Origin of the sequence: Parvibaculum sp. (assembly GCF_046297875.1) — a bacterium.
GTDB lineage: Bacteria > Pseudomonadota > Alphaproteobacteria > Parvibaculales > Parvibaculaceae > Parvibaculum.
Map to the genome: position 1 here is coordinate 1,372,350 of NZ_JBKBHD010000001.1, position 25,151 is coordinate 1,397,500.

General features: G+C 63.3%; 21 protein-coding genes (1 of these 21 only partly in view). 16 read left to right on the forward strand and 5 right to left on the reverse strand.

The annotated features are described in order from the left end of the window. Positions 1-73: 73 nt before the first annotated feature. On the reverse strand, positions 74-2,794 hold the full coding sequence (secA, locus tag ACK4FH_RS06815) for a preprotein translocase subunit SecA (RefSeq protein WP_409812092.1): 2,721 nt from the start codon (positions 2,792-2,794) through the stop codon (positions 74-76). Positions 2,795-3,084: 290 nt separating this feature from the next. Between secA and ACK4FH_RS06820 the strand changes: the two genes are divergently transcribed. The 4 genes from ACK4FH_RS06820 (at position 3,085) to ACK4FH_RS06835 (ending at position 6,165) form a co-directional block, all read left to right on the forward strand. Continuing rightward, positions 3,085-3,948, forward strand: a complete 864-nt coding sequence (locus ACK4FH_RS06820; protein WP_409812094.1) for a peptidylprolyl isomerase — start codon at positions 3,085-3,087, stop codon at positions 3,946-3,948. Positions 3,949-3,978: 30 nt separating this feature from the next. Continuing rightward, positions 3,979-5,424, forward strand: a complete 1,446-nt coding sequence (gene argJ, locus ACK4FH_RS06825) for a bifunctional glutamate N-acetyltransferase/amino-acid acetyltransferase ArgJ (protein WP_409812095.1) — start codon at positions 3,979-3,981, stop codon at positions 5,422-5,424. Positions 5,425-5,522: 98 nt separating this feature from the next. Beyond that, on the forward strand, positions 5,523-5,957 hold the full coding sequence (gene mutT, locus ACK4FH_RS06830) for an 8-oxo-dGTP diphosphatase MutT (protein ID WP_409812097.1): 435 nt from the start codon (positions 5,523-5,525) through the stop codon (positions 5,955-5,957). Positions 5,958-5,982: 25 nt separating this feature from the next. Continuing rightward, positions 5,983-6,165: a Flp family type IVb pilin gene (locus ACK4FH_RS06835; protein ID WP_409812099.1), complete on the forward strand. Its 183-nt coding sequence runs from the start codon at positions 5,983-5,985 to the stop codon at positions 6,163-6,165. A 9-nt stretch (positions 6,166-6,174) separates the two neighbouring features. Here the strand turns inward: ACK4FH_RS06835 and ACK4FH_RS06840 are convergent, their stop codons facing one another. After that, the gene (locus ACK4FH_RS06840; RefSeq protein WP_409815189.1) at positions 6,175-7,095 is read right to left on the reverse strand and encodes a methyltransferase domain-containing protein; all 921 of its coding nucleotides are present in this window, start codon (positions 7,093-7,095) and stop codon (positions 6,175-6,177) included. A gap of 92 nt (positions 7,096-7,187) precedes the next feature. Between ACK4FH_RS06840 and ACK4FH_RS06845 the strand changes: the two genes are divergently transcribed. Genes ACK4FH_RS06845 through ACK4FH_RS06860 form a run of 4 tightly spaced genes read left to right on the forward strand, consistent with a single transcriptional unit; the run spans position 7,188 to position 9,572 of the window. After that, complete coding sequence (locus ACK4FH_RS06845) at positions 7,188-7,961, forward strand: ComF family protein (protein ID WP_409812100.1); 774 nt, start codon at positions 7,188-7,190, stop codon at positions 7,959-7,961. A gap of 58 nt (positions 7,962-8,019) precedes the next feature. Then, entirely contained in the window at positions 8,020-8,277 is a 258-nt protein-coding gene (gene grxC, locus ACK4FH_RS06850) for a glutaredoxin 3 (RefSeq protein ID WP_409812102.1), read from the forward strand. A 6-nt stretch (positions 8,278-8,283) separates the two neighbouring features. Continuing rightward, a complete protein-coding gene (locus ACK4FH_RS06855) occupies positions 8,284-9,147 on the forward strand; it encodes a carbon-nitrogen hydrolase family protein (RefSeq protein WP_409812103.1) in 864 nt (287 codons plus the stop codon). Then, entirely contained in the window at positions 9,144-9,572 is a 429-nt protein-coding gene (locus ACK4FH_RS06860; protein ID WP_409812105.1) for a DUF1178 family protein, read from the forward strand. The genes ACK4FH_RS06855 and ACK4FH_RS06860 overlap by 4 nt, the downstream gene beginning before the upstream one ends. Here ACK4FH_RS06860 and ubiG read toward each other — a convergent pair. Then, entirely contained in the window at positions 9,569-10,318 is a 750-nt protein-coding gene (gene ubiG / locus ACK4FH_RS06865; protein WP_409815191.1) for a bifunctional 2-polyprenyl-6-hydroxyphenol methylase/3-demethylubiquinol 3-O-methyltransferase UbiG, read from the reverse strand. The two genes, ACK4FH_RS06860 and ubiG, sit on opposite strands and share 4 nt — an antisense overlap. A 227-nt stretch (positions 10,319-10,545) precedes the next feature. Here ubiG and ACK4FH_RS06870 point away from each other — a divergent pair, with 227 nt between their 5' ends. From ACK4FH_RS06870 to ACK4FH_RS06900, 7 genes are all read left to right on the forward strand, one after another. Further along, a complete protein-coding gene (locus tag ACK4FH_RS06870; RefSeq protein ID WP_409812106.1) occupies positions 10,546-11,805 on the forward strand; it encodes an aspartate kinase in 1,260 nt (419 codons plus the stop codon). A 57-nt stretch (positions 11,806-11,862) separates the two neighbouring features. Next, the gene (gene ptsP / locus ACK4FH_RS06875; protein WP_409812108.1) at positions 11,863-14,130 is read left to right on the forward strand and encodes a phosphoenolpyruvate--protein phosphotransferase; all 2,268 of its coding nucleotides are present in this window, start codon (positions 11,863-11,865) and stop codon (positions 14,128-14,130) included. Positions 14,131-14,385: 255 nt separating this feature from the next. Next, positions 14,386-15,522: a helix-turn-helix domain-containing protein gene (locus ACK4FH_RS06880; RefSeq protein ID WP_409812110.1), complete on the forward strand. Its 1,137-nt coding sequence runs from the start codon at positions 14,386-14,388 to the stop codon at positions 15,520-15,522. Between the two features lie 131 nt (positions 15,523-15,653). Next, on the forward strand, positions 15,654-16,799 hold the full coding sequence (ispG, locus tag ACK4FH_RS06885; protein WP_409812112.1) for a flavodoxin-dependent (E)-4-hydroxy-3-methylbut-2-enyl-diphosphate synthase: 1,146 nt from the start codon (positions 15,654-15,656) through the stop codon (positions 16,797-16,799). 53 nt (positions 16,800-16,852) lie between these two features. Beyond that, the gene (prfA, locus tag ACK4FH_RS06890; protein WP_409812113.1) at positions 16,853-17,920 is read left to right on the forward strand and encodes a peptide chain release factor 1; all 1,068 of its coding nucleotides are present in this window, start codon (positions 16,853-16,855) and stop codon (positions 17,918-17,920) included. Further along, positions 17,917-18,774: a peptide chain release factor N(5)-glutamine methyltransferase gene (gene prmC / locus ACK4FH_RS06895; RefSeq protein ID WP_409812114.1), complete on the forward strand. Its 858-nt coding sequence runs from the start codon at positions 17,917-17,919 to the stop codon at positions 18,772-18,774. Before prfA ends, prmC begins: the two co-directional genes overlap by 4 nt. Before the next feature lie 425 nt (positions 18,775-19,199). After that, positions 19,200-19,811, forward strand: coding sequence for a DUF4167 domain-containing protein (locus ACK4FH_RS06900; protein ID WP_409812116.1), 612 nt, complete (start codon positions 19,200-19,202; stop codon positions 19,809-19,811). Positions 19,812-19,817: 6 nt separating this feature from the next. On the opposite strand, the gene ACK4FH_RS06905 is transcribed toward ACK4FH_RS06900, so the two are convergent. Further along, on the reverse strand, positions 19,818-20,585 hold the full coding sequence (locus ACK4FH_RS06905; RefSeq protein ID WP_409812118.1) for an MOSC domain-containing protein: 768 nt from the start codon (positions 20,583-20,585) through the stop codon (positions 19,818-19,820). Between the two features lie 194 nt (positions 20,586-20,779). Between ACK4FH_RS06905 and clpB the strand changes: the two genes are divergently transcribed. Continuing rightward, complete coding sequence (clpB, locus tag ACK4FH_RS06910) at positions 20,780-23,434, forward strand: ATP-dependent chaperone ClpB (RefSeq protein ID WP_409812120.1); 2,655 nt, start codon at positions 20,780-20,782, stop codon at positions 23,432-23,434. A 69-nt stretch (positions 23,435-23,503) separates the two neighbouring features. On the opposite strand, the gene ACK4FH_RS06915 is transcribed toward clpB, so the two are convergent. After that, on the reverse strand, positions 23,504-25,151 hold the 3' portion of the coding sequence (locus ACK4FH_RS06915) for a peptidoglycan DD-metalloendopeptidase family protein (RefSeq protein WP_409812122.1). It continues 11 nt past the right edge of the window; the window shows 1,648 of its 1,659 coding nt (coding positions 12-1,659); its start codon lies off the right edge, out of view; its stop codon occupies positions 23,504-23,506.

A 25,151-nucleotide genomic window follows, 5' to 3' on the forward strand; every position in this document is an offset into this window, starting at 1 on the left:
TCAGCCGGCAATCCAAAACGTAAGAGCCGCACTTCCGGGTGCGGCTCTTTTTTGCTTCGCGTCGATCTGTGGTTCAGATCGCGCCGTGGCAGTGCTTGAACTTCTTGCCGGAGCCGCAAGGGCAGGCAGCGTTGCGCGAAACCTTGCCCCAGGTGCGCGGATCCTTCGGGTCGATGGCGACGCCGGGATCGTTGCGTACGGTGCGCTGAAGCGTCTCGCCGTCCGCCATCTCGTCCTCGCCCGTCAGCGGATCGACGTGATGCGCATGCATCTCGGGCAGCGGCTCGTCTTCGAGCCTCGGCGCCTGCTCCTGCGTCACGAATTGCGCGACGGCGAGCTGGCGCGTCACATCTTCGCGCAGCCGCGAGAGGAGGCTCTCGAAGAGTTCGAAGGCTTCGGACTTGTATTCATTCAAGGGGTCGCGCTGGCCATAGCCGCGCAGGCCGACGGCCTGACGCAGATGGTCGAGCATCAGCAGGTGGTCGCGCCAGTGATGGTCGAGCGTCTGAAGAAGCACGGCCTTTTCGACCTGCCGCATGAGACCGGGGCCGACCTGAGCCGCCTTCGCCGCCATGTGCCGGTCGGATGCGGCGCGAATGCGCTCGCGGATTTCCTCATCCGCGATCCCTTCCTCGTCGCCCCATTGTTCGACCGGAAGGTCGAGATCGAGCGTTTTCTTCGCCTCTTCCTTGAGGCCGGCAAGATCCCACTGCTCGGCATATGCCTTTTCGGGCACGTGCTTGGCAACCATGTCGTCGATCACCTGACGGCGCATATCGTCGACCGTGTCGGACACATCTTCGGCGCGCATGAGGTCGATGCGCTGCTCGAAGATGGCACGGCGCTGATCGTTCATCACATTGTCGAACTTCAGCAGGTTCTTGCGAATATCGTAGTTGCGTGCCTCGACCTTCTGTTGCGCCTTTTCGAGCGCCTTGTTGATCCAGGGGTGAACGATCGCCTCGCCTTCTTCGAGACCGAGCTTCTGCAGCATGCCGTCCATGCGGTCGGTGCCGAAAATGCGCATCAGGTCGTCTTCGAGCGACAGGTAGAATTTCGAGCGGCCGGGATCGCCCTGACGGCCCGATCGGCCGCGAAGCTGGTTATCGATGCGGCGGCTTTCGTGGCGCTCGGTGCCGATCACGTAAAGGCCGCCTGCTTCCAGCGCCTTCTGCTTCTTCGCTTCGACATCGGCCTTCACTTCCGCGATCTTGCGGGCGAGTGCGTCCGGGTTCTCGATACCGGCTGTCTCGTCTGCGATGCGCATGTCGAGATTGCCGCCGAGCTGGATGTCCGTGCCGCGGCCGGCCATATTGGTCGCGATGGTGACGGCGCCGGGGACGCCGGCCTGCGCCACGATGTGGGCTTCCTGCTCATGGTAGCGGGCGTTGAGAACCTTGTGGGTGACCTTCTTCTTCTTCAGGAACTCGGAAAGCGTTTCCGATTTCTCGATCGAGGTCGTGCCGACGAGAACCGGCTGGCCGCGCTTGGCGCAGTCTTCGATCTCACCGATCATCGCCTCGTATTTCTCGCGTGCGGTGCGATAGACCTCGTCGTCTTCGTCGATACGGGCAACAGGCCTGTTGGTCGGGATCTCGATCACCTCAAGGCCATAGATATCGGCGAATTCGTTCGCTTCGGTCAGCGCCGTGCCCGTCATTCCCGAAAGCTTTTCGTACATGCGGAAATAATTCTGGAAAGTGATCGAGGCGAGCGTCTGGTTTTCCGGCTGGATCTGCACGCGCTCCTTCGCTTCGAGCGCCTGGTGCAGCCCGTCCGAATAGCGCCGGCCTTCCATCATGCGGCCGGTGAACTCGTCGATGATGACGACCTTGCCTGCCTTGACGATGTAGTCCTTGTCCTTCTGGAACAGCTTGTGCGCGCGCAGCGCATTGTTCACGTGATGGACGATGGAAATGTTCTCGATGTCGTAGAGATTGCCTTCCATCAGGATGCCGCGCTCGCGCAGAACGGCCTCGATACGCTCGTTGCCATCTTCTGTCAGATTGACGGTGCGCTGCTTCTCGTCGAGCTCGTAGTCATCTTCGCCGATATGCGGGATCACCTCGTCGATGGAGAGATAGAGATCCGACTTGTCGTCCAGCGGGCCCGAGATGATGAGCGGTGTGCGTGCCTCGTCGATCAGGATCGAGTCGACTTCGTCGACGATCGCGAAGTTGTGCCCGCGCTGCACCATCGAGGCGAGCTGATACTTCATGTTGTCGCGAAGATAGTCGAAGCCGAGTTCGTTGTTCGTCGCGTAAGTGATGTCGGCGGCGTAGGCTTCGCGGCGCTGGTCGTCGTTGAGGCCGTGAAGGATCACGCCCACCTCAAGCCCCAGAAAACGGTGGACCTGGCCCATCCATTCGGCGTCGCGTTTGGCCAGATAGTCGTTCACCGTGACGATATGGACGCCTTTGCCGGAAAGCGCGTTGAGATAGGCGGCGAGCGTCGAGACAAGCGTCTTGCCTTCGCCGGTCTTCATTTCCGAGATGTTGCCCTCGTGGAGCACCATGCCGCCGATCAGCTGCACATCGTAGTGGCGCTGACCGAGGCTGCGCTTGGCGGCCTCGCGCACGGCGGCGAAGGCTTCGGGCAGGAGTTCGTCGAGCGTCGCGCCATCGGCAAGCCGGGCGCGGAATTCCGACGTCTTGGCCTTCAGAGCGCCGTCGCTCAGGGCGGCCATTTCCGGCTCGAGCGCGTTGATCGCGTCGACACGGGACTTGTAAGCCTTGATCTTCCGGTCATTGGAGGAGCCGAAAAGACGCTTGGCGAGGGCGCCAAAGCTTGCCATCAGGTCAAATTCCTCTTGCGGTGCGCCTCCGATGTAAGGGGGCGTCCCAAGCTTGTCAATCGAACGGGATTTTCTCCAGAAGCCGCGACGGGCCCGCGATTCCGCCGGATTTCGTCCATTTTCAATGTGTTTAGGTCCGGTCTGTGGCGCTTGTGTGACTGCAGGCGCCCCGTCATTATGGCCCGCCAAAATTCCGCCGTTTCCTGACGTTTGTCTCAAGGCGGTCTCCTGCAAGGCGAGCGGCGCTCGAAGGCGCTCTCGCGTGAAAATAATCAAGAAGGACTGTTCCGATGCCCGCTTTCCTCCGCCTTCTTGCCATCATGGCCCTGGTTCTGCCGGTACTGGCGGCGGCGGGTGCTGCCGCCCAGGACGAGGCCGCCGACGAGGTGGTTGCCACGGTTAATGGAACGCCGATTCGTTATTCCGACATTGCCTTCGCGGATGAGGAAATGAGCGCGGCGCTGGCCCGGCTCGAGCCGAATGTCCGTTTCCAGTATCTGCTTGGCCTGCTGATCGACCGGAGGATCGTGGCGCTGGCGGCCCAGGAAAAGAATTTGGCGGACGACCCGGCGGTGAAACGCCGGCAGGAATATTTCAATGAAAAGGCACTGCGCGACTTTTACTGGGTCCAGCTCATGCAGGACCGGATCAGCGATGAGACGGTTCGCGCCTGGTATGACAAGAATATTGCAGAGGCGCCGCCGGAGCGGGAGGCCAATGCCCAGCATATCCTCGTCGATACCGAGGCGCAGGCAACGGCGATCGCCGCCGAGATCGCTGCCGGCAAGAGCTTCGAGGACGCGGCCAACGAGCATTCAAGGGATGGCAGCGGCGAAGATGGCGGCGATCTTGGCTGGTTCAGCAAGGGCGACATGGTCGAAGCCTTCGGCAATGCCGTCTTCTCGATGGAGCCTGGTGACATTTCCGCTCCGGTCCAGTCGCAGTTTGGCTGGCATCTGATCCAGGTCATTGCCTTCCGCGAAATGCCGAAGCCCACATTTGAGGAAGCCGAAGAGGAAATCTTCCGTCAGTTGGCCCGGGAAGAAGGGCAGAAGCTCATCGAGAGTTTGCGCGAAGCAGCAAAGATCGAGATTATCGGCGTCGGCGAAGCAGCACCGTCGGGCGGGCGTCCGCAGATCGTGCCGCAGCAGTAATCGGCAAAGTCCAGTCAGGCGGAGCGGCGGATGGCGGTCAGGAAGAGTGTGAAGGCGTCGGCCAAGCCGAAACGCAAGGTCAGCGGCAAGGCCAAGGCAAAGCCGCATAGCAAGGCCAAGCTGACGCGCGCTAAGCGCAAGGTGACAAAGCCGAAAAAACCCGCAGCCGTGAAGGCGAAGGCGCCGCCGGCCAAGGTTGTCCGAAAGGCCGCAAAGAAACCGGCAAAGAAAAAGACCGCAGAAAAAATTTCGCCGCTTGCTCCCAAGGCCTATGCCGTACTGCCGCCGGTCGGCGGCGTCGTGCTTGGTACGGCGGCGGCGGGCATCAAATACAAGGGCCGCACGGATCTTCTTGTTGCGAAGATGCCGGAGGGAACCCAGGTCGCCGGTGTCTTCACCACATCGAAGACCGCGTCTGCACCCGTCGAGTGGTGCCGCAGCAATATCGCCGACAATGGGGAGGGGCGGATGCTCGTCGTCAATTCCGGCAATTCAAATGCCTTCACAGGCAAGGCGGGCGTCGCAACCGTCAAGGCGACGGCGGCAGCGGCAGCGCAGGCCGGCAATTGCCGCCAGAAGGATGTTTTCATTGCCTCGACCGGCGTTATCGGCCAGCCGATGGACCCGGAGCCCGTGGTCAAGGGGATTGACGTGGCGCTCGCTTCCGCTGCCGAAGACCGCTGGGACGAGGCGGCGCGCGCCATCATGACCACCGATACCTATCGCAAGCTTGCGACACGCAAGGTAAAGGTCGGCAGCGCCGAGGTCACGATCAACGGCATTGCCAAGGGATCGGGCATGATCGCGCCCGATCTTGCGACCATGCTCGTCTTCATCTTCACGGATGCAGCCATCCCCTCCAAGATCCTCCAGACGCTGCTGCTGCTCGGCGTTCGCGACAGTTTCAATGCAATCACGGTCGACAGCGATACCTCGACGTCCGACAGCGTTCTCGTGTTTGCGACGGGTGCAGCCATGAAGGACGAGGCGCCCGTGACGCGGGCAGGCGATCCACGGCTTCGCGAGTTCCGTGCCGCGCTTGACGATCTCATGCTCGATCTCGCGCATCAGGTGGTGAAGGATGGCGAGGGTGCCACCAAGTTCATCCGTGTCACGGTCTCCGGTGCTCATAGCCATCAGGCTGCGCGCCGCGTCGGCATGGCCATCGCCAACTCGCCGCTCGTGAAGACCGCGATTGCCGGGGAAGACGCGAACTGGGGCCGCATCGTCATGGCGGTCGGCAAGTCCGGCGAGGCGGCGGACCGCGACAAGCTTGCCATCCGGATCGGCGGCGTCGATGTGGCGAAGAACGGCGTGGCCGTGCCGGGCTATGACGAAACGCCTGTCGCACGGCACATGAAGGGAAGCGATATCGACATCGAAGTCGATATCGGTGCCGGCAAGTCGTCTGCGACGGTATGGACCTGCGACCTCACCTACGACTATATCCGCATCAATGCGGACTACCGGAGTTGAGCCTGCTTTGCGGATTTTTAACTAAATTTCGAAGATCGGCAGCATTGCCGCGGGTTCTGGGCGGCAGCGGCAGAATTTCTTAACCAGAAGGCGCAAGCATGGCCGACAAGCGCGAAAGCAACCCGGGCGAGTCGAAACGGCTTCTGCTCGTTGCGGCTTGCGCGCTGGTCGATGCCGATGGCCGGGTGCTGATTGCCCGCCGTCCCGAAGGCAAGCCTCTGGCCGGTCTTTGGGAATTTCCGGGCGGAAAGGTCGAGGAGGGCGAAGTGCCCGAAGCCTGCCTGATCCGGGAATTGAAGGAAGAACTCGGCATCGATGTCGCGAAGGCCTGTCTTGCGCCGCTCACCTTCGCGAGCCACGAATATGAAGGGTTTCACCTTCTCATGCCGCTTTATGTCTGCAGGCGGTGGGAAGGCGAAGTGAAGGCCCTTGAGGGACAGGCGCTGCAATGGGTGCGCCCGGTGAAGCTCCGGGACTACCCGATGCCACCTGCGGACGAGCCGCTGGTGGCGGTTCTGCGCGATCTCCTGTGAGGTTGCGCCCGCGAAGGGGACGGCCATGAAGGGTATTGCGAATTCTCTGCGAAACCTCGTCCGGGCGGAAGGTGGCGCAACGGCAATCGAATATGCGCTGATCGCGGCCGGCATTTCGCTCGTCATCATTGTCGCCGCCGGTACCATTGGCACCGCCCTCAACACTTCCTTCTATTCGAAGATCGTTGAGGGGCTGGCGTCCCTCTAGGCGTCAGCCTCACGGTTTTTCGCCGGTGCGGTGCTCCACCGTGCCAAGCGCATCGGCAAGCCGCGACTCGGCGCTGCCGGGGCGCAGCGGTTTCTGCTGGCTTTCATGCGGCGCCCAGCCCGTCGCAATGACAATGTCGAAAGTCGCGGGGACGCGCCCATCCGGCAATCCGAATTTTTCGCGATAGATTTCGACGGCGCGCATCAGCGTCGCGCGCCGCAGCGGCGTGCGGCGGCGTTCGGTCATGATATTCGTCTCGCCCATACCGCGCAGATCGGCCATGAGGCGGAAGGGATCGCGATAGCGTACAGTTACGCGGTCGGTATCGGCGACGGGAAGGGCGAAGCCTGCGCGCTGCAGCAATGCGCCGATGTCGCGCAGATCGGCGAAGGGCGCAACCCGGGGCGAAAGCCCGCCGTCGATTTCGATTTCCGCTGCCGCGAGCGATTGCCGCAGCTCGGTAAGCGTTTCGCCGCCGAACATCGCCGCCATGAACAAACCATCGGGCTTCAGCGCGCGGCGAATTTGCACGAGCGCGCCGGGCAGGTCGTTCACGGCGTGAAGCGACAGGATGCTGGTCACGAGATTGAGGCTTGCATGGGCGAAGGGCAGCATTTCCTCATCGGCCACGAGGCGCGGTGCAGGTGCATGGCGCAGCATCGGCAGCGAGAGGTCCGAGGAAACAAGAAACCCGATCTTTCCATCCGTGATCCCTTGCCCCCCGGCAGCGCGGGCCAGCGCGCCGTGATGGCAACCCAGGTCCGCGGCAACATCGAATTCGCGATTGGCAGCCGCTATCCGGCCGGCGATGTCCTCCGCCGCGCGTTGCACCAGAAAGTCGAAACGGGAGAAGCCGTCTGCGGCACGGTCGCGGCGGCGGCGAAGGGCGGCGCGGTCGAACAGGTCCATTGTGGGGGTTGGGGCGGGCATGGCGCGCATCATGGTTGTGTGCGGGCCTGCCCGCAAGCCCCGCTCGCGGGCGGCACGCGCCATGCTAGGATTGCGGGAGGCATGGGGCATCGATGCAGACTGGCTGGATCGCGGAATGGACGGCGGCGGCGCGGACGGGGCTATCCCGCTTTGCCGATATTGCCTTGCCGCCGCTCTGCCTTGGCTGCGGGCGGGGCGTCTCGGCCCATGCCGCGCTTTGCGGGAAATGCTGGGCGGGAATCGATTTCATTGAGCGGCCGTTCTGCGCGGTAACGGGAATACCCTTTCCCTATGAGGCGGGCGAGGGCGCGGTAAGCGCGGCGGCGGTCGCCTATCCGCCAACCTATGCGCGGGCGCGCGCTGCCATGCGCTATAGCGATGGCGCGGCGCGGCTTGTACACCGCTTCAAATACAGCGACCGGATGGAGGCCGCGCCTGCCTTTGCCCGCTGGCTGGCGCGCATCGGCGCCGACATCCTGGCGCAGGCCGATGTCGTGACACCTGTGCCGCTTCACAAGAACAGGCTCTTTTCCCGGCGTTTCAACCAGTCCGCCGAATTGTCCCGTGCGCTCGCCCGCGAGGCCGGGCTCCATTATGCGCCGGAGCTGCTTACCCGCGTCCGGGCGACACGTCCGCAGGTCGGCCTGTCCGGCGATCAGCGCCGCCGCAATGTGGCGGGGGCCTTCCGGCTGGGGCAGGGTGCTGAAGCGCTTGTCCGCGACCGCCATATCGTCCTGATCGACGATGTGATGACGACGGGTGCAACGGCGGAAGCCTGTGCCAGGGTGCTGGTTCACGCCGGGGCAGCGGAGGTTTCCGTGCTGTGTCTGGCCCGGGTTGTACCCGCCGGTGGCGCCTCTATATGATATAAGTAGATATTTCAGGCGCTTGCGCCGTTTTCTGGTTTTCTTCCGGAGTGCCGTCATGGCGGATGTGACGATCTACACGACCATGCTCTGTCCCTATTGTTTCCGGGCGAAGGGCCTTCTCGAGCAGAAGGGCGTTTCCTTCACCGAGATCGATGTCGGCATGGACGCGGACAAGCGGCGGGAAATGATGAACCGGGCGCATGGCCGCCACACCGTGCCGCAAATCTTTATCGGCGATGCCCATGTCGGCGGCTGCGACGATCTCTACGCACTTGATGCGGCGGGCAAGCTCGACGCCATGCTTGCCGCCTGATTGCAGATGACCTCCTCCGGCAAAATCTTCACGGCGGCCTGCGTGCAGATGCGCAGCACATGCAACTTCGCGGAAAATATCGCGGCGGCGTCGGCGCTGATCTCCGAGGCTGCATCGCAAGGCGCGGATTTCGTTGCAACGCCGGAAATGACCTCGCTGCTCGTCTCGCAGACGGCGGAGCTGTTCGAGAAAATCCGCGAGGAAAAGGATGATGAGGCGCTTGCCGCCTTCCGCGCGCTCGCGGCGGAAAAGAAGATCTGGCTTCTGATCGGATCGCTCCCTGTCCGGCTCTCCAGCGAAAAGGTTGCGAACCGCGCCTTCCTGATTTCGCCGGAAGGCGAAGTCACGGCGCGTTACGACAAGATCCATATGTTCGATGTCGATCTTGCAGGCGGCGAAAGCTATCGAGAGAGCAAGAATTACGAGCCGGGCCGCGAGGCCTCTCTCGCCCATCTGCCCTGGGGGCGGCTCGGGCTCACCATCTGCTACGATATCCGCTTTCCGCATCTTTACCGGACGCTTGCTCAGGCCGGCGCGGATTTTCTGACAGTGCCCGCTGCCTTCACGAAGCAGACGGGCGAGGCGCATTGGCATACGCTCCTGAAGGCACGCGCCATCGAAACGGGATGCTTCGTGATCGCGCCTGCGCAGGGCGGCAAGCATGAATGCGGCCGCGAGACCTTTGGGCATAGCCTCGTCGTCGCGCCCTGGGGCGAGGTGATTGCCGAAGCCGCGCATGCCGAGCCCGGCGTGATTCTTGCCGAAATCGATCCGGCGCGTATTGCCGAGGCGCGGGGCCGTGTGCCCTCGCTCGGCCATGATCGCGGATTTGGCTTTCCGGATGCCGCGCCGAGGAGGCAGGTGTCATGATCCGTTATGCGCTGATCTGCGAGCGGGACCATGAGTTCGATGGCTGGTTTGCCTCATCGGATGGCTTCGATGCGCAAGTAGCGGCGGGCGAAGTGCTGTGCCCGCATTGCGGCAGTCCGAATGTGACAAAAGCGTTGATGGCGCCGAACATCGCGAAGGGCATGGCGCGTGCCGGTGAGGCGCAGCCGCAGGCGGCGCTTGCCGAGAAGATGAGCATGATGATGCTCGCGCTTAAGAAGCATGTCGAAGAGAATTGCGACTATGTCGGCGATGCCTTTGCCGAGGAAGCGCGCCGCATCCATTACGGCGAGACGGAGCATCGCGACATCTATGGCGAAGCGACGCCAGATGAGGCGCGGGAACTGATCGAGGAGGGCGTCGAGGTTGCGCCGTTGCCGGTCGTGCCGCCGCGAAACGCCAACTAGCGCGGCCTTTCGGCCAGCGCCATGTAGTTGACGTCGGTATCGGACGACAGCGACCAGTTGCCTGACAGCGGATTGTAGCTCACACCGCGCAGTTCCTTGAGCGACAGTCCGGCATCCGCAACACCCTTCGTCATTTCATCCGTCGTGATGAATTTCTTCCAGTCATGTGTGCCGCGCGGCAGCCAGCCGAGAATATATTCCGCGCCGACAATGGCAAAGGCATGGGCCTTCAGCGTCCGGTTCAGCGTGGCGATGAACATGAGGCCGCCCGGCTTCAGCATCGACGCGCAATCCTTCAGGAAGCGCATGGGGTCTGCCACATGCTCAATGACTTCCATATTGAGAATGACATCGAAGGTCTCGCCGGCGGCTGCGAGGTCTTCGGCGGTGGTGCAGCGATAGTCGATCTCGAGGCCCTGCTCGGCGGCATGGACCGAGGCGGTGGCAATATTCTTCTCGGAGGCATCGGCGCTCACCATGGTGGCGCCAAGCCTTGCCATCGGCTCCGACAGCAGGCCGCCGCCGCAGCCTATATCGAGAAAGCGCAGGCCCTCAAAGGGCCGGGGCGTCTTCGAATCGAGGCCGAAATGACGGCAGGCCTCGGCGCGGATATAGGCGAGACGGGTCGGGTTGAACTTGTGCAGCGGCCGGAACTTTCCGTTCGGATCCCACCATTCGGCGGCCATGGCGGAAAATCGGGCGATCTCGCCCGGGTCGATGCTGCTGAAAGCTCCGCTTTCCGTCATCTTGCCTGTCGTGCTGGCCATAATGCGAGGGTTTCCCTGCGTTCCGGAGGGTTTTGGCGGTATTTCCGCCGGTTGCGGCCCTGCCTTCGGGCCTGTATGTATGGCCGCGCCCGGCGGCGCGGGTCCATCCGTCATCCGGTCATGATATAGGGCGCCCGGCCCGGTCTGGTCCAGCGCGCCGGTTTGCGAGGCTTTGTGCCCGGCAACGGGAAGAGTGGGATTTTGCGATGGCCAGGCTGGTCATGAAATTCGGCGGCACGTCGGTTGCGGATGTCGAGCGCATCCGCAATGTGGCGCAACATGTGAAGCGTGAAGTTGATGCGGGCCATGAGGTCGCGGTCGTGGTATCGGCGATGGCCGGTACGACGAACCAGCTCGTTGCCTGGGCCCGCGAGACGGCGCCGCTCCATGATGCGCGCGAATATGACACGATTGTTGCGAGCGGCGAGCAGGTCACGATCGCTCTGCTTGCGATCGAGCTGCAGCGCATCGGCATTCCGGCGCGGTCATGGCTCGGCTGGCAGGTGCCGATCCGCACCGACAGCGCGCATGGCGCGGCCCGCATCCAGGAGATCGACGGCAGCGAGATCATCCGCCGGATGGGCGAGGGCCAGGTTGCCGTCATCGCCGGTTTCCAAGGCATCGGGCCCGACAACAGAATCACGACGCTTGGCCGCGGCGGCTCGGATACGAGCGCGGTGGCCGTTGCGGCCGGCCTCAAGGCCGATCTCTGCGACATCTACACCGATGTCGACGGCGTCTACACCACGGATCCGCGCATCGTCTCCAAGGCCCGCAAGCTTGACAAGATCAGCTACGAGGAGATGCTTGAGATGGCTTCTCTGGGCGCCAAGGTGCTCCAGACGCGATCCGTCGAACTTGCCATGGTGCATCGTGTGCGGCTCCAGGTCCGCTCCAGTTTCGATGCGCCCGATGCGCCGCATATGGCCTATGGTGCGGGCGGCAACGGGCCGGGTACTCTTGTTTGCGACGAGGATGAAATCGTGGAACAGCAGGTCGTGAGCGGCATCGCCTATTCGAAGGACGAAGCCAAGGTGACGCTTGTCAGGGTGGAGGACAAGCCGGGCGTGGCGGCGCGCATCTTCGGTCCGCTTGCCGACAATTCCATCAATGTCGACATGATCATCCAGAACGTGTCCGACGACGGCAAGAGCACGGACATGACCTTCACCGTGCCGCAGGCCGAACTCGCCCGCGCCGAAGACGTGATCCGCAAGGCGCAGGCGGAAATCGGCTGCAAGGAAGTGAAGACGGATATCAATGTGGTGAAGGTATCGGTCATCGGCATCGGCATGCGCAGCCATGCGGGCGTGGCGCAGACCATGTTCAAGACGCTGGCCGAAAAGGGCATCAATATCCTTGCGATCACCACGTCGGAGATCAAGGTCAGTGTGCTGATCTCGTCGGAATACACCGAACTGGCCGTGCGCGCCTTGCACACGGCCTACGGCCTCGACGCCGAATAACGGGGGCAATGTGACGCGCGCCTTTTCGACATTCCGCAGCAAACGGGATCGAAGCTGATGGCGGGCTCCGTCGGTGGTCCGCGCATTCTGCTGCGTCGGCTGCGCGAGGTCATGGCGGAGCCGGAAAGTGCGCAGAAGAGGCTCGACAAGATTGTCGTGCTGATCGCCGCCAATATGGTGGCGGAAGTCTGTTCCGTCTATCTGATGAATGGTGCGCGGGAACTTGAGCTTTCGGCCACCGAAGGTCTGAAGCCCTCTGCGGTTCATGCCACCCGGCTCAGGGTCGGCGAGGGTCTCGTCGGCGACATCGCAGCCCATGCGCGCCCGCTCAATCTTGCCGATGCGCAGTCGCATCCGGGCTTTGCCTACAGGCCGGAAACGGGCGAAGAAATCTACAAGTCGCTGATGGGCGTTCCAATTCTCAGAAGCGGCAAGGTCGTAGGCGTGCTCGTCGTGCAGAACCGCACGAAGCGTCACTATACGGAGGAAGAAGTCGAGGCGCTGCAGACGGTTGCGATGGTACTTGCCGAAGTCGTTGCAGCGGCGGACCTGATCACCGCCGAGCCGGACGATGCGGGCTTCAGGCAGCCGCGATCATATCATATTCCCGGTGCGTCCTTCGCCGAAGGCATCGCGCTCGGTCATGCGGTGCTGCACGAGCCCCGCGTCCATGTGACGAAACTTATCGCGGAAGATACCGAGCTTGAGCTGAAGCGGCTTGAGCAAGCGGTCTATGCGCTGCGTGGTTCGATCGACGACATGCTGGAAACGGAAGACCTCAGCCATGCGGGCGAGCACCGTGAGGTGCTGCAGGCCTATCGCATGTTTGCGAATGATCGTGGCTGGCTGCAGCGGATGCTCGAGGCCGTCAATACGGGCCTTACCGCCGAGGCGGCGGTCGAGCGCGTCCAGAACGATACGCGCGCGCGGCTGCAGCGTGCAGCCGATCCCTATATCCGCGACCGGCTGCATGATTTCGACGATCTGGCGAACCGGCTGCTGCGCCAGCTGACCGGGGTCACGCTCGCATCCCTTTCCGCGAACCTGCCGAACGATGCGATCATCATCGCCCGCAACATGGGTCCGGCCGAGCTGCTTGACTATGACAAGGACCGGCTTCGCGGCCTCGTGCTGGAGGAAGGTGCGCCCAATGCGCATGTCTCCATCGTGGCGCGGGCTTTCGGTATCGCGACGGTCGGTCGCGCGGAGGATATTCTCCAGCATGTCGAGCCGGGCGACGCCATCATCGTCGACGGCGATACGGGCGAGGTCTATCTCCGCCCCTCGCAGGAAGTCATCGCCTCCTATTCGGAGAAGGCCCGCTTCCGCGCGCGCAAGCAGGAACAGTACAAGGCGATCCGCGGCGAGCCCGCAATCACGCTCGATGGCGAGAAGGTCGCGCTTTATGTGAATGCCGGGTTGCAGGTCGATCTGCCGCATCTCGATGAAGCGGGGGCGGAAGGCATCGGACTTTTCCGCACCGAGCTTCAGTTCATGATCGCATCGACGCTGCCTTCGCTGCGCGACCAGATCGAGCTTTATCGCGCCGTGCTCGATGAAGCGGGCGACAAGCCGGCCGTGTTCCGCACGCTCGATATCGGCGGCGACAAGATGCTGCCCTACATGAATCTGGCGGCGTTCAAGGAGGAAAACCCGGCGCTTGGCTGGCGGGCGATCCGCATCAGCCTCGACCGGCCGGCGCTGCTGCGTCACCAGATCCGTGCGCTGCTGACGGCCGCGGCCGGCCGCTCACTGCGGATCATGTTTCCGATGGTTGCCGAAATCGCCGAGTTCCGGCGCGCGAAGGCGCTGGTCGAAAAGGAGATCGCGCGGCTCGAGAAGTTCGGCAAGGAGAAGCCGGCTTTGCTCGAGGTGGGCACCATGCTCGAGGTGCCGTCGCTGGTCTGGCAGCTCGACACCCTGTTGCCGGAGGTCGATTTCGTATCCATCGGATCGAACGACCTGCTGCAGTTTCTGTTTGCAAGCGACCGCGGCAATCCGCGCGTCGCCACGCGCTATGACTTCCTGAGCCCGATTGTGCTGAGTTTCATCCGCCATATCGTCAGGACCTGCCGGGCGCATGGCACGCCGCTCACGCTATGCGGCGAAATGTCGGGCAAGCCTCTTGAGGCCATGGCGCTTGTCGGGCTTGGGCTGCGGCGTATCTCCATGTCCCCCGCCGCAATCGGACCGGTCAAGATGATGGTCCGGTCGCTCGATACGGCAAAACTGGCGGCCTTCATGGACGGGCTCTATGACTTGCCGGACCGGAGCGTCAGGGAGCAGCTTGCAGCCTATGCCGAGGAAAACGGCATCGCCATCTAGGCCGGGTTTGGTCCAATCCGCACCCAACTGTTTGCCGAAAGCGGAAAAGGTCCCCCGTTTCATGGGGTTGGGCGAATCTCCGGTTGCGATTTGTCAATAGATTTGTTCTATTCTCTGCTATCGGTTGCATCTGGGCATAAACGAAAGACTGTCCTGCGGGGGCATGGCGGTCGCATATCGAAACGCTCATGGCAATCCATAGGCCACGCGCCTCGGTCGGATTGAGATGGCTCAACTCGGGAAGAGCCCAGATAGATGAACAAGATCACCATGCTTCCGACTGGGGATAACGGGTCAGAACCCCGGCGGCGGTTGCATCTTCGCGACATCACCAACGAAGTTCCTGTCGAGGCGGAGTGCGTCGGCGCGGATTTGCGTGCCGCGCGTCTGCGCCGTGGCGAGGATATTCGCAGCATTGCCCAGTCGCTCCGTATCCGGCGCGATCAACTCGAAGCCCTCGAGGAGAGCCGCTACGACGCGCTCCCGGCCAGGGCCTATGCGATCGGCTTCGTCCGGTCCTATTCGGAATATCTCGGGCTGGACAGCCGCCATGTCGTCGAGCGCTACAAGGCCGAGCTTGACCGCAATGAGGCCGAAGCGGCCGATATTCACTTTCCCGACGGTCCTCGCGAAGAGCGCCGCTTGCCGCGCGGCACCGCGCTGATCGTGGCGCTTGTCGTGGCATCGGGCGCCTATGGCGGATGGCTGCTTACCAAATCGACCGATGAAATGATCTCGGCCCGTGTGGCCGGGACGGCGCCGCAGGCTTCCCCTGCTGAAGCCGCTGCCGCCATTCCGCCCAGCCTTCGTGCCGGGCGCGGGGACAGTGCATCCGCGGCGACGCCGCGCGAAGGCATGGTGCCGACGGCCAGGGGTGCCGTATCGCCCGGCGCGCTCGTTGCGCCCGGCGCCATTTATGAAGCCTCTCCTGCCGCTGCGGTGGAGGGCGAAGCCGGCGATATGCCGGCTGCCGCCAGTGCGGCGGCCGCCGAAGAGCAGATGGCGGAACTGCCGCCCCTGCCGGAAGGCACACCCTATGGCGCGGAAAATGTCGATGGGCGGGTTGTCGTGCGCGCCCGCCGCGACGGCGCCTGGATGCGTGTCGAGGATGGCGAAGGCCGGGTTCTCATCGAGCAGACCCTCAATGCCGGCGACAGCTATCGCGCGCCGCGCGCGCCCGGCGTGATCCTTGTCGCGCGCGATGCAAGCGCCTTCGAAATCATGGTCGATGGCACATCTCTCGGCCTTGCCGGTCCGCCGACCCTTGTCCTGACCGGCAAGTCGCTGGAACCCGATGCCCTGCTTGCCGCCGCGCCGCAACGGAATCTGCCGGAAGACGGTGCGGAAGCCTTGTTGGAGCCTGCGGAACCGGCTCAGACAGCCGTTCAATAGGCCCGCTCGCGGCATCGGCATATTTCTGCTAATAGGAACCGCCATTGTGCGGCCTCAGGGCCCCGATGGGCGGTTATTCGACCGGTCATGGCAGACGAGAGGCGCGGCGATGCGTTCACGCCGCGACAGAAATGAGCATCAGACCCTGGCGCGACATCGACCGCAGGAAAAGCCGGCAGATCCGCGTGGGATCGGTGCTGGTGGGTGGCGATGCGCCGATTTCCGTCCAGACCATGACGAATACGCTGACCTCCGATGCGAAGGCGACGATCGATCAGATCCGCCGGATCGAAGAGGCGGGCTGCGACATCGTCCGCGTGTCCTGCCCCGATGAGGAGTCGACCGCGGCGCTCGGCGAGATCGTGCGTGCGACGAAGCTGCCGATCGTTGCCGACATCCATTTTCACTACAAGCGCGCCATCGAGGCGGCGGAGGCGGGCGCGGCCTGCCTTCGCATCAATCCGGGCAATATCGGTTCCGAAGCGCGTGTGCGCGAGGTGGTGCAGGCGGCAAAGGATCACGGCTGCTCCATGCGGATCGGCGTCAATGCCGGGTCACTCGAGCGCGATTTGCTCGAGAAATATGGCGAGCCCTGCCCGGAGGCGATGGTCGAAAGTGCGCTCGACCATGCACGTATCCTGCAGGACCACGATTTCCACGAATTCAAGATCAGCGTGAAGGCGTCCGATCCCTTCCTCACTGTCGCTGCCTATCAGCAGCTTGCCGAGGCGATCGACTGTCCGCTTCATATCGGCGTGACGGAAGCCGGCGGCCTGATGACGGGCACGGTCAAGTCCTCCATCGGCCTCGGCATGCTGCTCTGGGGCGGCATTGGCGACACGATCCGCGTTTCACTTTCCGCCGATCCCGTCGAAGAGGTGAAGGTCGGTTTCGACATTCTGAAATCGCTCAATCTGCGCCATCGCGGCGTCACCATCATTTCCTGCCCGTCCTGCGCGCGTCAGGGCTTCGATGTGATCGGCACGGTGAAGGTGCTGGAAGAGCGTCTTGCACATATCGCCACGCCGATGACGCTGTCGGTAATCGGCTGCGTCGTCAACGGGCCGGGCGAGGCGGAGCAGACAGACATCGGCTTCACCGGCGGCGGCGCCGGCTCCGGCATGGTCTATCTCGCGGGGCTCAGCGACCACAAGATCAGGAACGAGGAGATCGTCGATCACCTCGTCGATCTCGTCGAGGCGAAAGCGAAGGAAATCGAGGCCGCGCAGGCGGCGGATGAAGCTGCCGCGGAGCCGCGCGCGCTTGCGGGCGATTAGCGAGGCGGCATTTTTCCGTTCCTCGTCACTTGTCGCTCGTTCAAGGCACTCTCATGATTCCGCAAGAAAAACTGCACAGCGTTCTCGCCCGCTTCGAGGCGGTACAATCGGAAATGAATTCCGACGTGCCGCGAGAACGTTTCGTGCAGTTGTCGAAGGAATATGCCGAACTGTCGCCCGTCGCCGAGGCAATCGGGAAGCTCATGGCCGCCCAGCGCGAGCGTGAGGAGGCGGAGCAGATTCTGCGCGTCAAGGACATGGCCGATATGGCGCGGGCGGAGATCGGCCGTCTGGACGACGTTCTGCCGCAGCTTGAACGCGAGTTGCAGCTCATGCTGCTGCCCAAGGATGCGGCGGACGAACGAAACGTCATTCTCGAAGTGCGGGCGGGTACGGGCGGCGACGAGGCGGCGCTTTTCGCAGGCGACCTGTTCCGCATGTATGAAAGATATGCCGCATCGCAGGGCTGGAAGGTCGAGCTGATTTCGGCTTCGGAAGGCGAAGTCGGCGGCTACAAGGAAATCATTGCCAGCATTTCCGGCGCGGGTGTTTATGCGAAGCTCAAATTCGAATCCGGCGTGCATCGCGTGCAGCGCGTTCCCGTGACCGAAGGCGGCGGACGTATCCATACGTCTGCGGCGACAGTCGCCGTTCTGCCGGAAGCCGAGGAGGTCGATGTCGAGATCGAGGACAAGGATCTGAGGATCGATGTCTATCGGGCGAGCGGCGCAGGCGGACAGCATGTGAACAAGACGGAAAGCGCGGTGCGCATCACGCATCTGCCGACCGGTATCGTTGTGGCGCAGCAGGATGAGAAATCGCAGCACAAGAACAAGGCGCGCGCGTTGCAGATTCTTCGCGCCCGTATCTTCGATGCCGAGCGCGAGCGCCTCGACCGGGAGCGCGCGGCGAACAGAAAGGGCCAGGTCGGTTCCGGCGACCGGTCCGAGCGCATCCGCACCTATAATTTTCCGCAAGGGCGCGTTACCGATCACCGCATCAATCTGACGCTGCACAAGCTCGAGCAGGTGCTCGAGGGCGATGCCCTTGGCGAAATGATCGATGCCTTGATTGCCGAGGATCAGGCAGTCCGCCTTGCAGCGCTGGAAGGCGAATCGTGACGTTGACGACGCGCGACCACGCGATGCGGATGCTGGGTGTCAGGTTGCGGGCGGCCGGCCTTGCCACGCCCGAGCTCGATGCGCGGCTTCTCGTGCAGGGCGTCACGGGGGCGAGCGACATCGAGATGGTGCGCGAGCCGGGTACACGGATGAGCGACGAGGAGGAAGCCCGTCTTGCTGCTTTCGAGCAGCGCAGGCTTGCGGGCGAGCCTGTGTCGCGCATTCTCGGTTTGCGCGAGTTCTGGGGCCTTCCCTTCGCCGTGTCGCCGGCAACGCTCGACCCGCGGCCGGACAGCGAGACGCTTGTCGAAACGGCACTCGCGCTGCTGCACGAAACACCCGAGCCCCGCATTCTCGATCTCGGAACGGGCACGGGGTGCCTGCTGCTCTCGCTTCTGCATGAGCGCCGCGATGCGCAAGGCATGGGCGTGGATATTTCGGATGAGGCACTTGCCGTTACGGCTTCGAATGCGGCGCGGCTCGGTCTGTCTGACCGTGCCGGGTTTCATCAGGGGAGCTGGACGGACGGTATTGAAGGACAGTTCGATCTGGTGATCTCGAACCCGCCCTATATCCGCCGCGCCGACATTGCGACCCTCGAAAGGGAGGTGCGCGAGCATGATCCGCTGCTTGCGCTCGATGGCGGTGAAGATGGTCTCGATGCCTATCGGGCGATTGCGGCGACCCTTCCGGACGTTTTGACGCAGTCCGGCCATGCGGTGATCGAGCTGGGTGCGGGGCAGGACCGGGAGGTCCGGCTTGTCTTCGAAACGGCGGGAATGGCGGTTATACGGATCGTGCCGGACCTTTCAGGCGTCCCTCGCGCGCTCGTTGCGGCGTTGCCACGGCGCTGATTTTCCGGGTCCGGAAGGCGAGAAAACGGTTGGAATCGAAGCTTTCAGGGGCTAGCTTCAGGTCAGGGAAAACGAGCGGGTGAGTACGCCTCTCTTCTCGGACCCCGTCCTCCGACAATCAGGGACGACAGGCTGAAGCGGATTGCCGCTTTTCGGCCGGGTTCGAAAGGCGATGAAGGCGGCCCGCATTGAATGGGCCTTTATATGTATCGTAGCGCCGGGGCTGGGCCGCGCGATACAGGCCGGAACCTTCTTGGCATTCGAACTGGCCGCTCCTTGAGGGTGGCAAGTGTGTGCTGGGGAAGCCCGCATTGCGAGCGCGTCTTGGCGCATGCGCATGCCGGCGGGATGCCTTTTGTGGCATTCGCCATCCAGAATTCTTTAGGCAAGACCCTGAGTTAACCAGTAGCGAGAAATCAAAGCATATGAGGCAGGGGCAAAATAACTCCAAGCGCTCTCGCGGGCGTGGCCGCAAGCCGCAACATTCGGCAAACCGCGCCTATGACAGCAATGGTCCCGATGTGAAGATCCGCGGCAATGCGGCGCATATCTGCGAAAAATATCAACAGCTCGCGCGCGACGCGATTTCGGCCGGCGACCGCGTCACGGCCGAGAACTACTATCAGCATGCCGAGCATTACTATCGCCTGCTCATGGCGACGCAGCTGGGCCAGGACGGCCAGCAGCGCCAGCAGAGCAGCCTCGGTTATCGCCCGGACGAGGACGAGGAAAGCGAAACGGATTTCGCGCCTGACGGTCCGCAGCCGCGTCTGTCGGGTCAGCCTTGGCACCAGCAGAATGGCAACGGGCAAAACGGTGGCGGGCAGAACGGCAATGACCAGTTCGGCGGTGGTCAGGGGAATGCCCGTGACGACGATGCCTCCGCTTCGGATGACGAGAACGAGGAAACAGCCGAAGCCTCTGCCGATGGTGAGCAGGGTGAGGCGCAGCCTCGCCGCCGCAACAATCGCCGCCGCCGCCCGCGCAGCGAGGGGCCGCGTGCCGAGGGTGCGCCCGCCGAGACGAGCGCCGACTGAACGCTCTCAGTCTTCGAACGTGATCTTGTCGCCGGGCCGTAATACGCCCGGCGATTTCACGATGGCATAGAGGCCGAGATCGGTGTGGTTCCAGTGGCGCATGAGCGTCTTCGGGATTTCCATGTCGCGTGTGCCCGTGTCCGGGTCGACATTCGTTGCCGCGCAGCGCTCCGTCTTGTGGACGCCCTGAAACGACACCTCCCCGATGCGGAAGCGTTTTCCCACCCAGTCATGATCCTCGAAAGGCGCGAGCCCTTCGAGATAGACATTGCCGCGGAAGCGCAGCGGGTGGATATGGGCGCCCATCTTCTCCTCCAGCGCGCGCACGCTGCCCATGTTGATGAAGGAGACGAGCTTCGCGGGCGCATCCGAATGCGAGAAGCCGGGCGCATGGACTACGCGCGGCGCCCCCCTCAGCTCCGCCGCCATGTAATCCGCCATGAAGTCTTCCAGCGCCTTTCGGCCCTCCGCGCTCATCAGATCGGCGGCGAGCACTTCCTTCCCGTCCAGCGCAATATGGAGCGTCGTGTCCTCATCCATGAAGCGGGTCTTGAGCCTTGCGAGGCGTTCGTCCCGCATCAGCATGAGGAACTTGATCTTGGGGAAATGCTTCGGCGCCGCCGGGTCGAAATCATGTTTGCCATTTTCGATGGCAAAGGCCCGGTCATGCGGGAAGGTGCCGCCTGCCTCGAGCCGGACTTCCGCCAGGGCTTCCGGGGAGAGCCCCTTGACCGGATATCGGTAGAGGCCGACGATCCTTGCGCTATCTCCCATAGGCATCCTTCCTGGTTCATGATTTCGGCAGATTTCTGCGGCAAACTGTCTGGAGATTGCCCCTTGTGTGACTATCAGGCAACACCAATATCTGCCAGAGGCCAATGCCTTGAATAGGGTTGGCCGGAATGCAGAGGCGTTCATGACGGCGCGGCCAGGCCGGCTGTCCAGAAGCGTGCTTGAAAGGAAGACAGATGGATCTTGAGAAATTCACGGACCGGAGCCGAGGCTTCATCCAGTCCGCACAGGGACTTGCCGTTCGCTCCGGGCATCAGCGATTCACCCCCGAACATCTCCTGAAGGTTCTGCTCGACGACGAGGAAGGTCTCGCCGCGGGGCTCATTCGCGCCGCCGATGGCCGTCCCGACCAGGCGCTGACCGGTGTCGAAACAGCACTTGCGAAACTGCCGAAGGTCGAGGGCGCGGGTGCAGGCCAGCTCTATCTCGCGCCGGAAACGGCAAAGCTTTTCGATCAGGCCGAACAGCTCGCGAAGAAGTCGGGCGACAGCTATGTCACCGCCGAGCGGTTGCTGCTTGCCATGCTGCTGGTGCCGGGCACCGAATCGGAAAAGATCCTGAAGACGGCAGGCATCACCGCGCAATCGCTCAATGCGGCGATCGAGCGGGTGCGCAAGGGCCGCACAGCCGACAGCGCGAGCGCGGAAGACGCCTATGATGCGCTGAAGAAATATGCGCGCGACCTCACCGCCGATGCGCGCGCGGGCAAGCTCGATCCCGTGATCGGCCGCGACGAGGAAATCCGCCGGACTATCCAGGTGCTCTCGCGGCGCACGAAGAACAATCCCGTGCTGATCGGCGAGCCAGGCGTCGGCAAGACGGCGATCACCGAGGGGCTCGCGCTGCGCATCGTCAATGGCGATGTGCCGGAAAGCCTCAAGAACAAGTCTCTCATGGCGCTCGATCTCGGCGCGCTCATTGCGGGCGCGAAGTATCGCGGCGAGTTCGAGGAGCGGCTGAAGGCGGTGCTTGCCGAAGTGTCGGCGGCCGATGGCGGCATCATCCTCTTCATCGACGAGATGCACCAGCTTGTCGGCGCGGGCAAGACGGACGGCGCAATGGATGCCTCCAACCTGCTGAAGCCGGCGCTGGCGCGCGGCGATCTCCACTGCGTCGGCGCGACGACGCTCGACGAGTACCGCAAATATGTCGAGAAGGACGCAGCGCTGGCGCGGCGCTTCCAGCCCGTCTTCGTGGCCGAGCCGACAGTCGAGGACACGATCTCGATCCTGCGCGGTCTCAAGGAGAAGTACGAACTCCATCACGGTGTGCGTATTTCCGACGCGGCGCTTGTCGCTTCCGCCACGCTCTCCGACCGCTACATCGCGGATCGTTTCCTGCCGGACAAGGCGATCGACCTGATGGACGAGGCGGCATCGCGGCTTCGCATGCAGGTCGATTCCAAGCCCGAAGTGCTCGACGAGATCGACCGGCGCATCATCCAGCTCAAGATCGAGCGCGAGGCGCTTAAAAAGGAGAAGGATGAGGCATCGAAAGACCGGCTGGGCAAGATCGAGACGGATCTGGCAGACCTCGAAAAGAAGTCCGCCGACCTCGCGGCGGCATGGTCTGCCGAGAAGTCGAAGCTCGCCTCCGCGCAGAAGCTCAAGGAAGAGCTCGACAATGCGCGCGGCGAACTCGCCAGGGCGCAGCGCGCGGGGCAGCTCGAGCGCGCGTCGGAACTTGCCTATGGCATCATTCCCGGCCTCGAAAAGAAACTCGTGGAAACCGAAAAGCGCGAGCAGAAAGGCGCGATGCTCGAAGAAGCCGTGACCGAGCAGCATATCGCCCAGGTCGTATCGCGCTGGACCGGCATTCCCGTCGACAAGATGCTCGAAGGCGAGCGCGAGAAGCTGATCGGTATGGAAAAGGCGCTGGGCGCGCGCGTCGTCGGGCAGGCGGAAGCCGTTTCCGCCGTGTCGCGCGCGGTGCGCCGCGCCCGTGCGGGCCTGCAAGACCCGAACAGGCCCATCGGTTCGTTCCTCTTCCTCGGGCCGACGGGCGTCGGCAAGACGGAGCTCACCAAGGCGCTTGCCGAATTCCTGTTCGACGACGATCAGGCGATCGTCCGTCTCGACATGTCGGAATATATGGAGAAGCATTCGGTGGCCCGCCTCATCGGTGCGCCTCCCGGCTATGTCGGTTATGAAGAAGGGGGCGCGCTCACCGAAGCCGTGCGCCGCCGGCCCTATCAGGTCGTGCTGTTCGACGAGATCGAGAAGGCGCATCCCGATGTTTTCAACGTGCTGCTGCAGGTGCTTGATGACGGGCGCCTGACGGACGGGCAGGGCCGCACTGTCGACTTCAAGAATGTGCTCATCATCATGACGTCGAACCTCGGTGCGGAATATATGGCCGAGCAGAAGGCGGGCGAGGATGTGGAGGGCGTGCGCGAGCAGGTGATGGATGTGGTGCGTTCGCGCTTCCGGCCGGAGTTCCTCAATCGTCTCGACGAGATCCTGCTGTTCCACAGGCTGAGCCGCGAGCAGATGGATACGATCGTCGACATCCAGATGAAGCGCCTCAGGAAGCTTCTTGCCGACCGCAAGATAGAGATCGTACTCGACGATGCGGCGCGCACCTGGCTTGCGGATGCGGGCTACGATCCGGTCTATGGCGCGCGGCCGCTGAAGCGTGTCATCCAGCGCAATGTGCAGGACCCGCTGGCCGAGCTCCTGCTCACGGGCGAAATCGCCGATGGCGAGGCGGTGACGGTGTCGGCAGGCGCCGAAGGCCTCATCATCAACGGGCATGAAGTGGGCGCGGATGCCGACATGCTTGCCTCGCGGCGAGGCGATGACGGCGGCGAAGACCGCCGCATCGTGCATTAAGCGGCGCATACAGCCCAAAAAGAAAAGGCCGCCCCGATGGGCGGCCTTTTTGTTTGGATGTTTGGGCGTTCAGTTCGCGCCGCTGCCGCCCGTTCCGGCCTGGGCGACCCTCGTCGCGGTCGGGGCTTCCGCCATTTGCGTCGCGAGCGTTTCGCGCTGCGCCTTGAAGGCGGCGAGTTCGCGGCCTTCCAGCTTGCGGCCGGTCGGCACCTTGAGGGCGAGCGGGTTCATCTTCTTGCCGTTCACATGCACTTCGTAGTGGAGATGCGGGCCGGTGGAGCGGCCGGTGGTGCCGACATAGCCGATCACCTGGCCCTGGCGAACGCGCGTCCCGGCCTTGATGCCGCGGGCGAAGCCGTTGAGATGGGCATAGGCCGTCTCATAGCCATTGGCGTGGCGGATCAGGACATAATTGCCGTAGCTGCCGAAATAGTTGGCGCGCTGCACGGTGCCGTCGCCGGCTGCATAGATCGGCGTGCCGCGCGGGGCGGCGAAGTCCACGCCCGCATGCAGGCGCGAATAGCCGAGGATCGGATGCTTGCGCATGCCGTAGCCCGACGAAAGACGCGCACCGTCGATCGGCGTCTTCATCAGGAACTTCTTCATGCTCTGGCCGTTTTCGTCGAAATAGTCCCACTCGCCATTGCCGGGGTCGAAGCGCCAGAGCTTGTGCACCTTGCCGCCGACAGTGAGCGAGGCGAAGTGCACGTCGCCTTCCTTCACGGGGCGGTTCGACTGGTCGAACTTGCGGCTGAAATAGACCTCGAACTTGTCGCCCGGCTGGATTTCGCGCTGGAAGTCGACGCTGTAGGAATACATGCGGATCATCTCGGCGATGATCTGCACGGGAACGCCGGCGCGCTCGCCATCGAGGAACAGCGAATTGTCGATCTGTCCTGCGGCGCGCACGAAACCTTCAGTGAATTCGTGCATGGTCTCGCGGCCTTCGAAGGAACCGTCGCCGTTGCGGGTCACTTCGATGAGGCGCTCAAGGTCCGGTTCGAGGGAAAGGCTGGCGAGATACTTAGCCGGTGTGCCGCTTTCCCCATCGGCCAGGGCGTCCGGCTGCTCGATGAAAGTCAGCGCGATTTCCTGGCCTGCGCGAAGCTTGCGCGGGCTGTAATGCGTCGTCAGTGCTGCAACTGCATGGTAGGAGTCGATCCGGTCGATGCCGGCTTTCTGCAGCACTTCCATCAGCGTCTGGCCGCTTTCAAGCGTGACGCGATGTTCGACGGGCTGGGGCTCGGCCAGAATTGCGGCGGCTTCCTCAGCGAGGCGTTCTTCCGTCAGCGGATCGAAAAGACCGGGATCGGCAAGCGAGGCCGTACGCAGATCGGCGGTGTCCTCGCGGGCATCGTCGAGTTCGACGACGATGGAAGGCGAAACGGTATCGTCCGTAGCCGGACGGGATTGAGCGGCGGCGATCGCGATTGCCGCGCCGGTGGTGCTCGATGCGACCACGCGGGGTGCGCGCTCCGCCGTCAGCGATGCGGTCGCGACACCATCATAGGGGGCGACAAGCGCGGCGATGCCGGTGCCGACCAGTCCGAGCGACAAAACGCCGAGCACGGCCGAAGCCGCGATCCAGCGCGACTGGCCGAGCGCAAGGCGGCTCGCGGAACCATAGAGTTTCAGGGAAAGCTTGGCGGTGCGGCGCAGGCGGCGCCAGAAGGGTTCGCTCGCAGGCAGGGAATTGGCGTCTGCGAAGCGCTCGGCG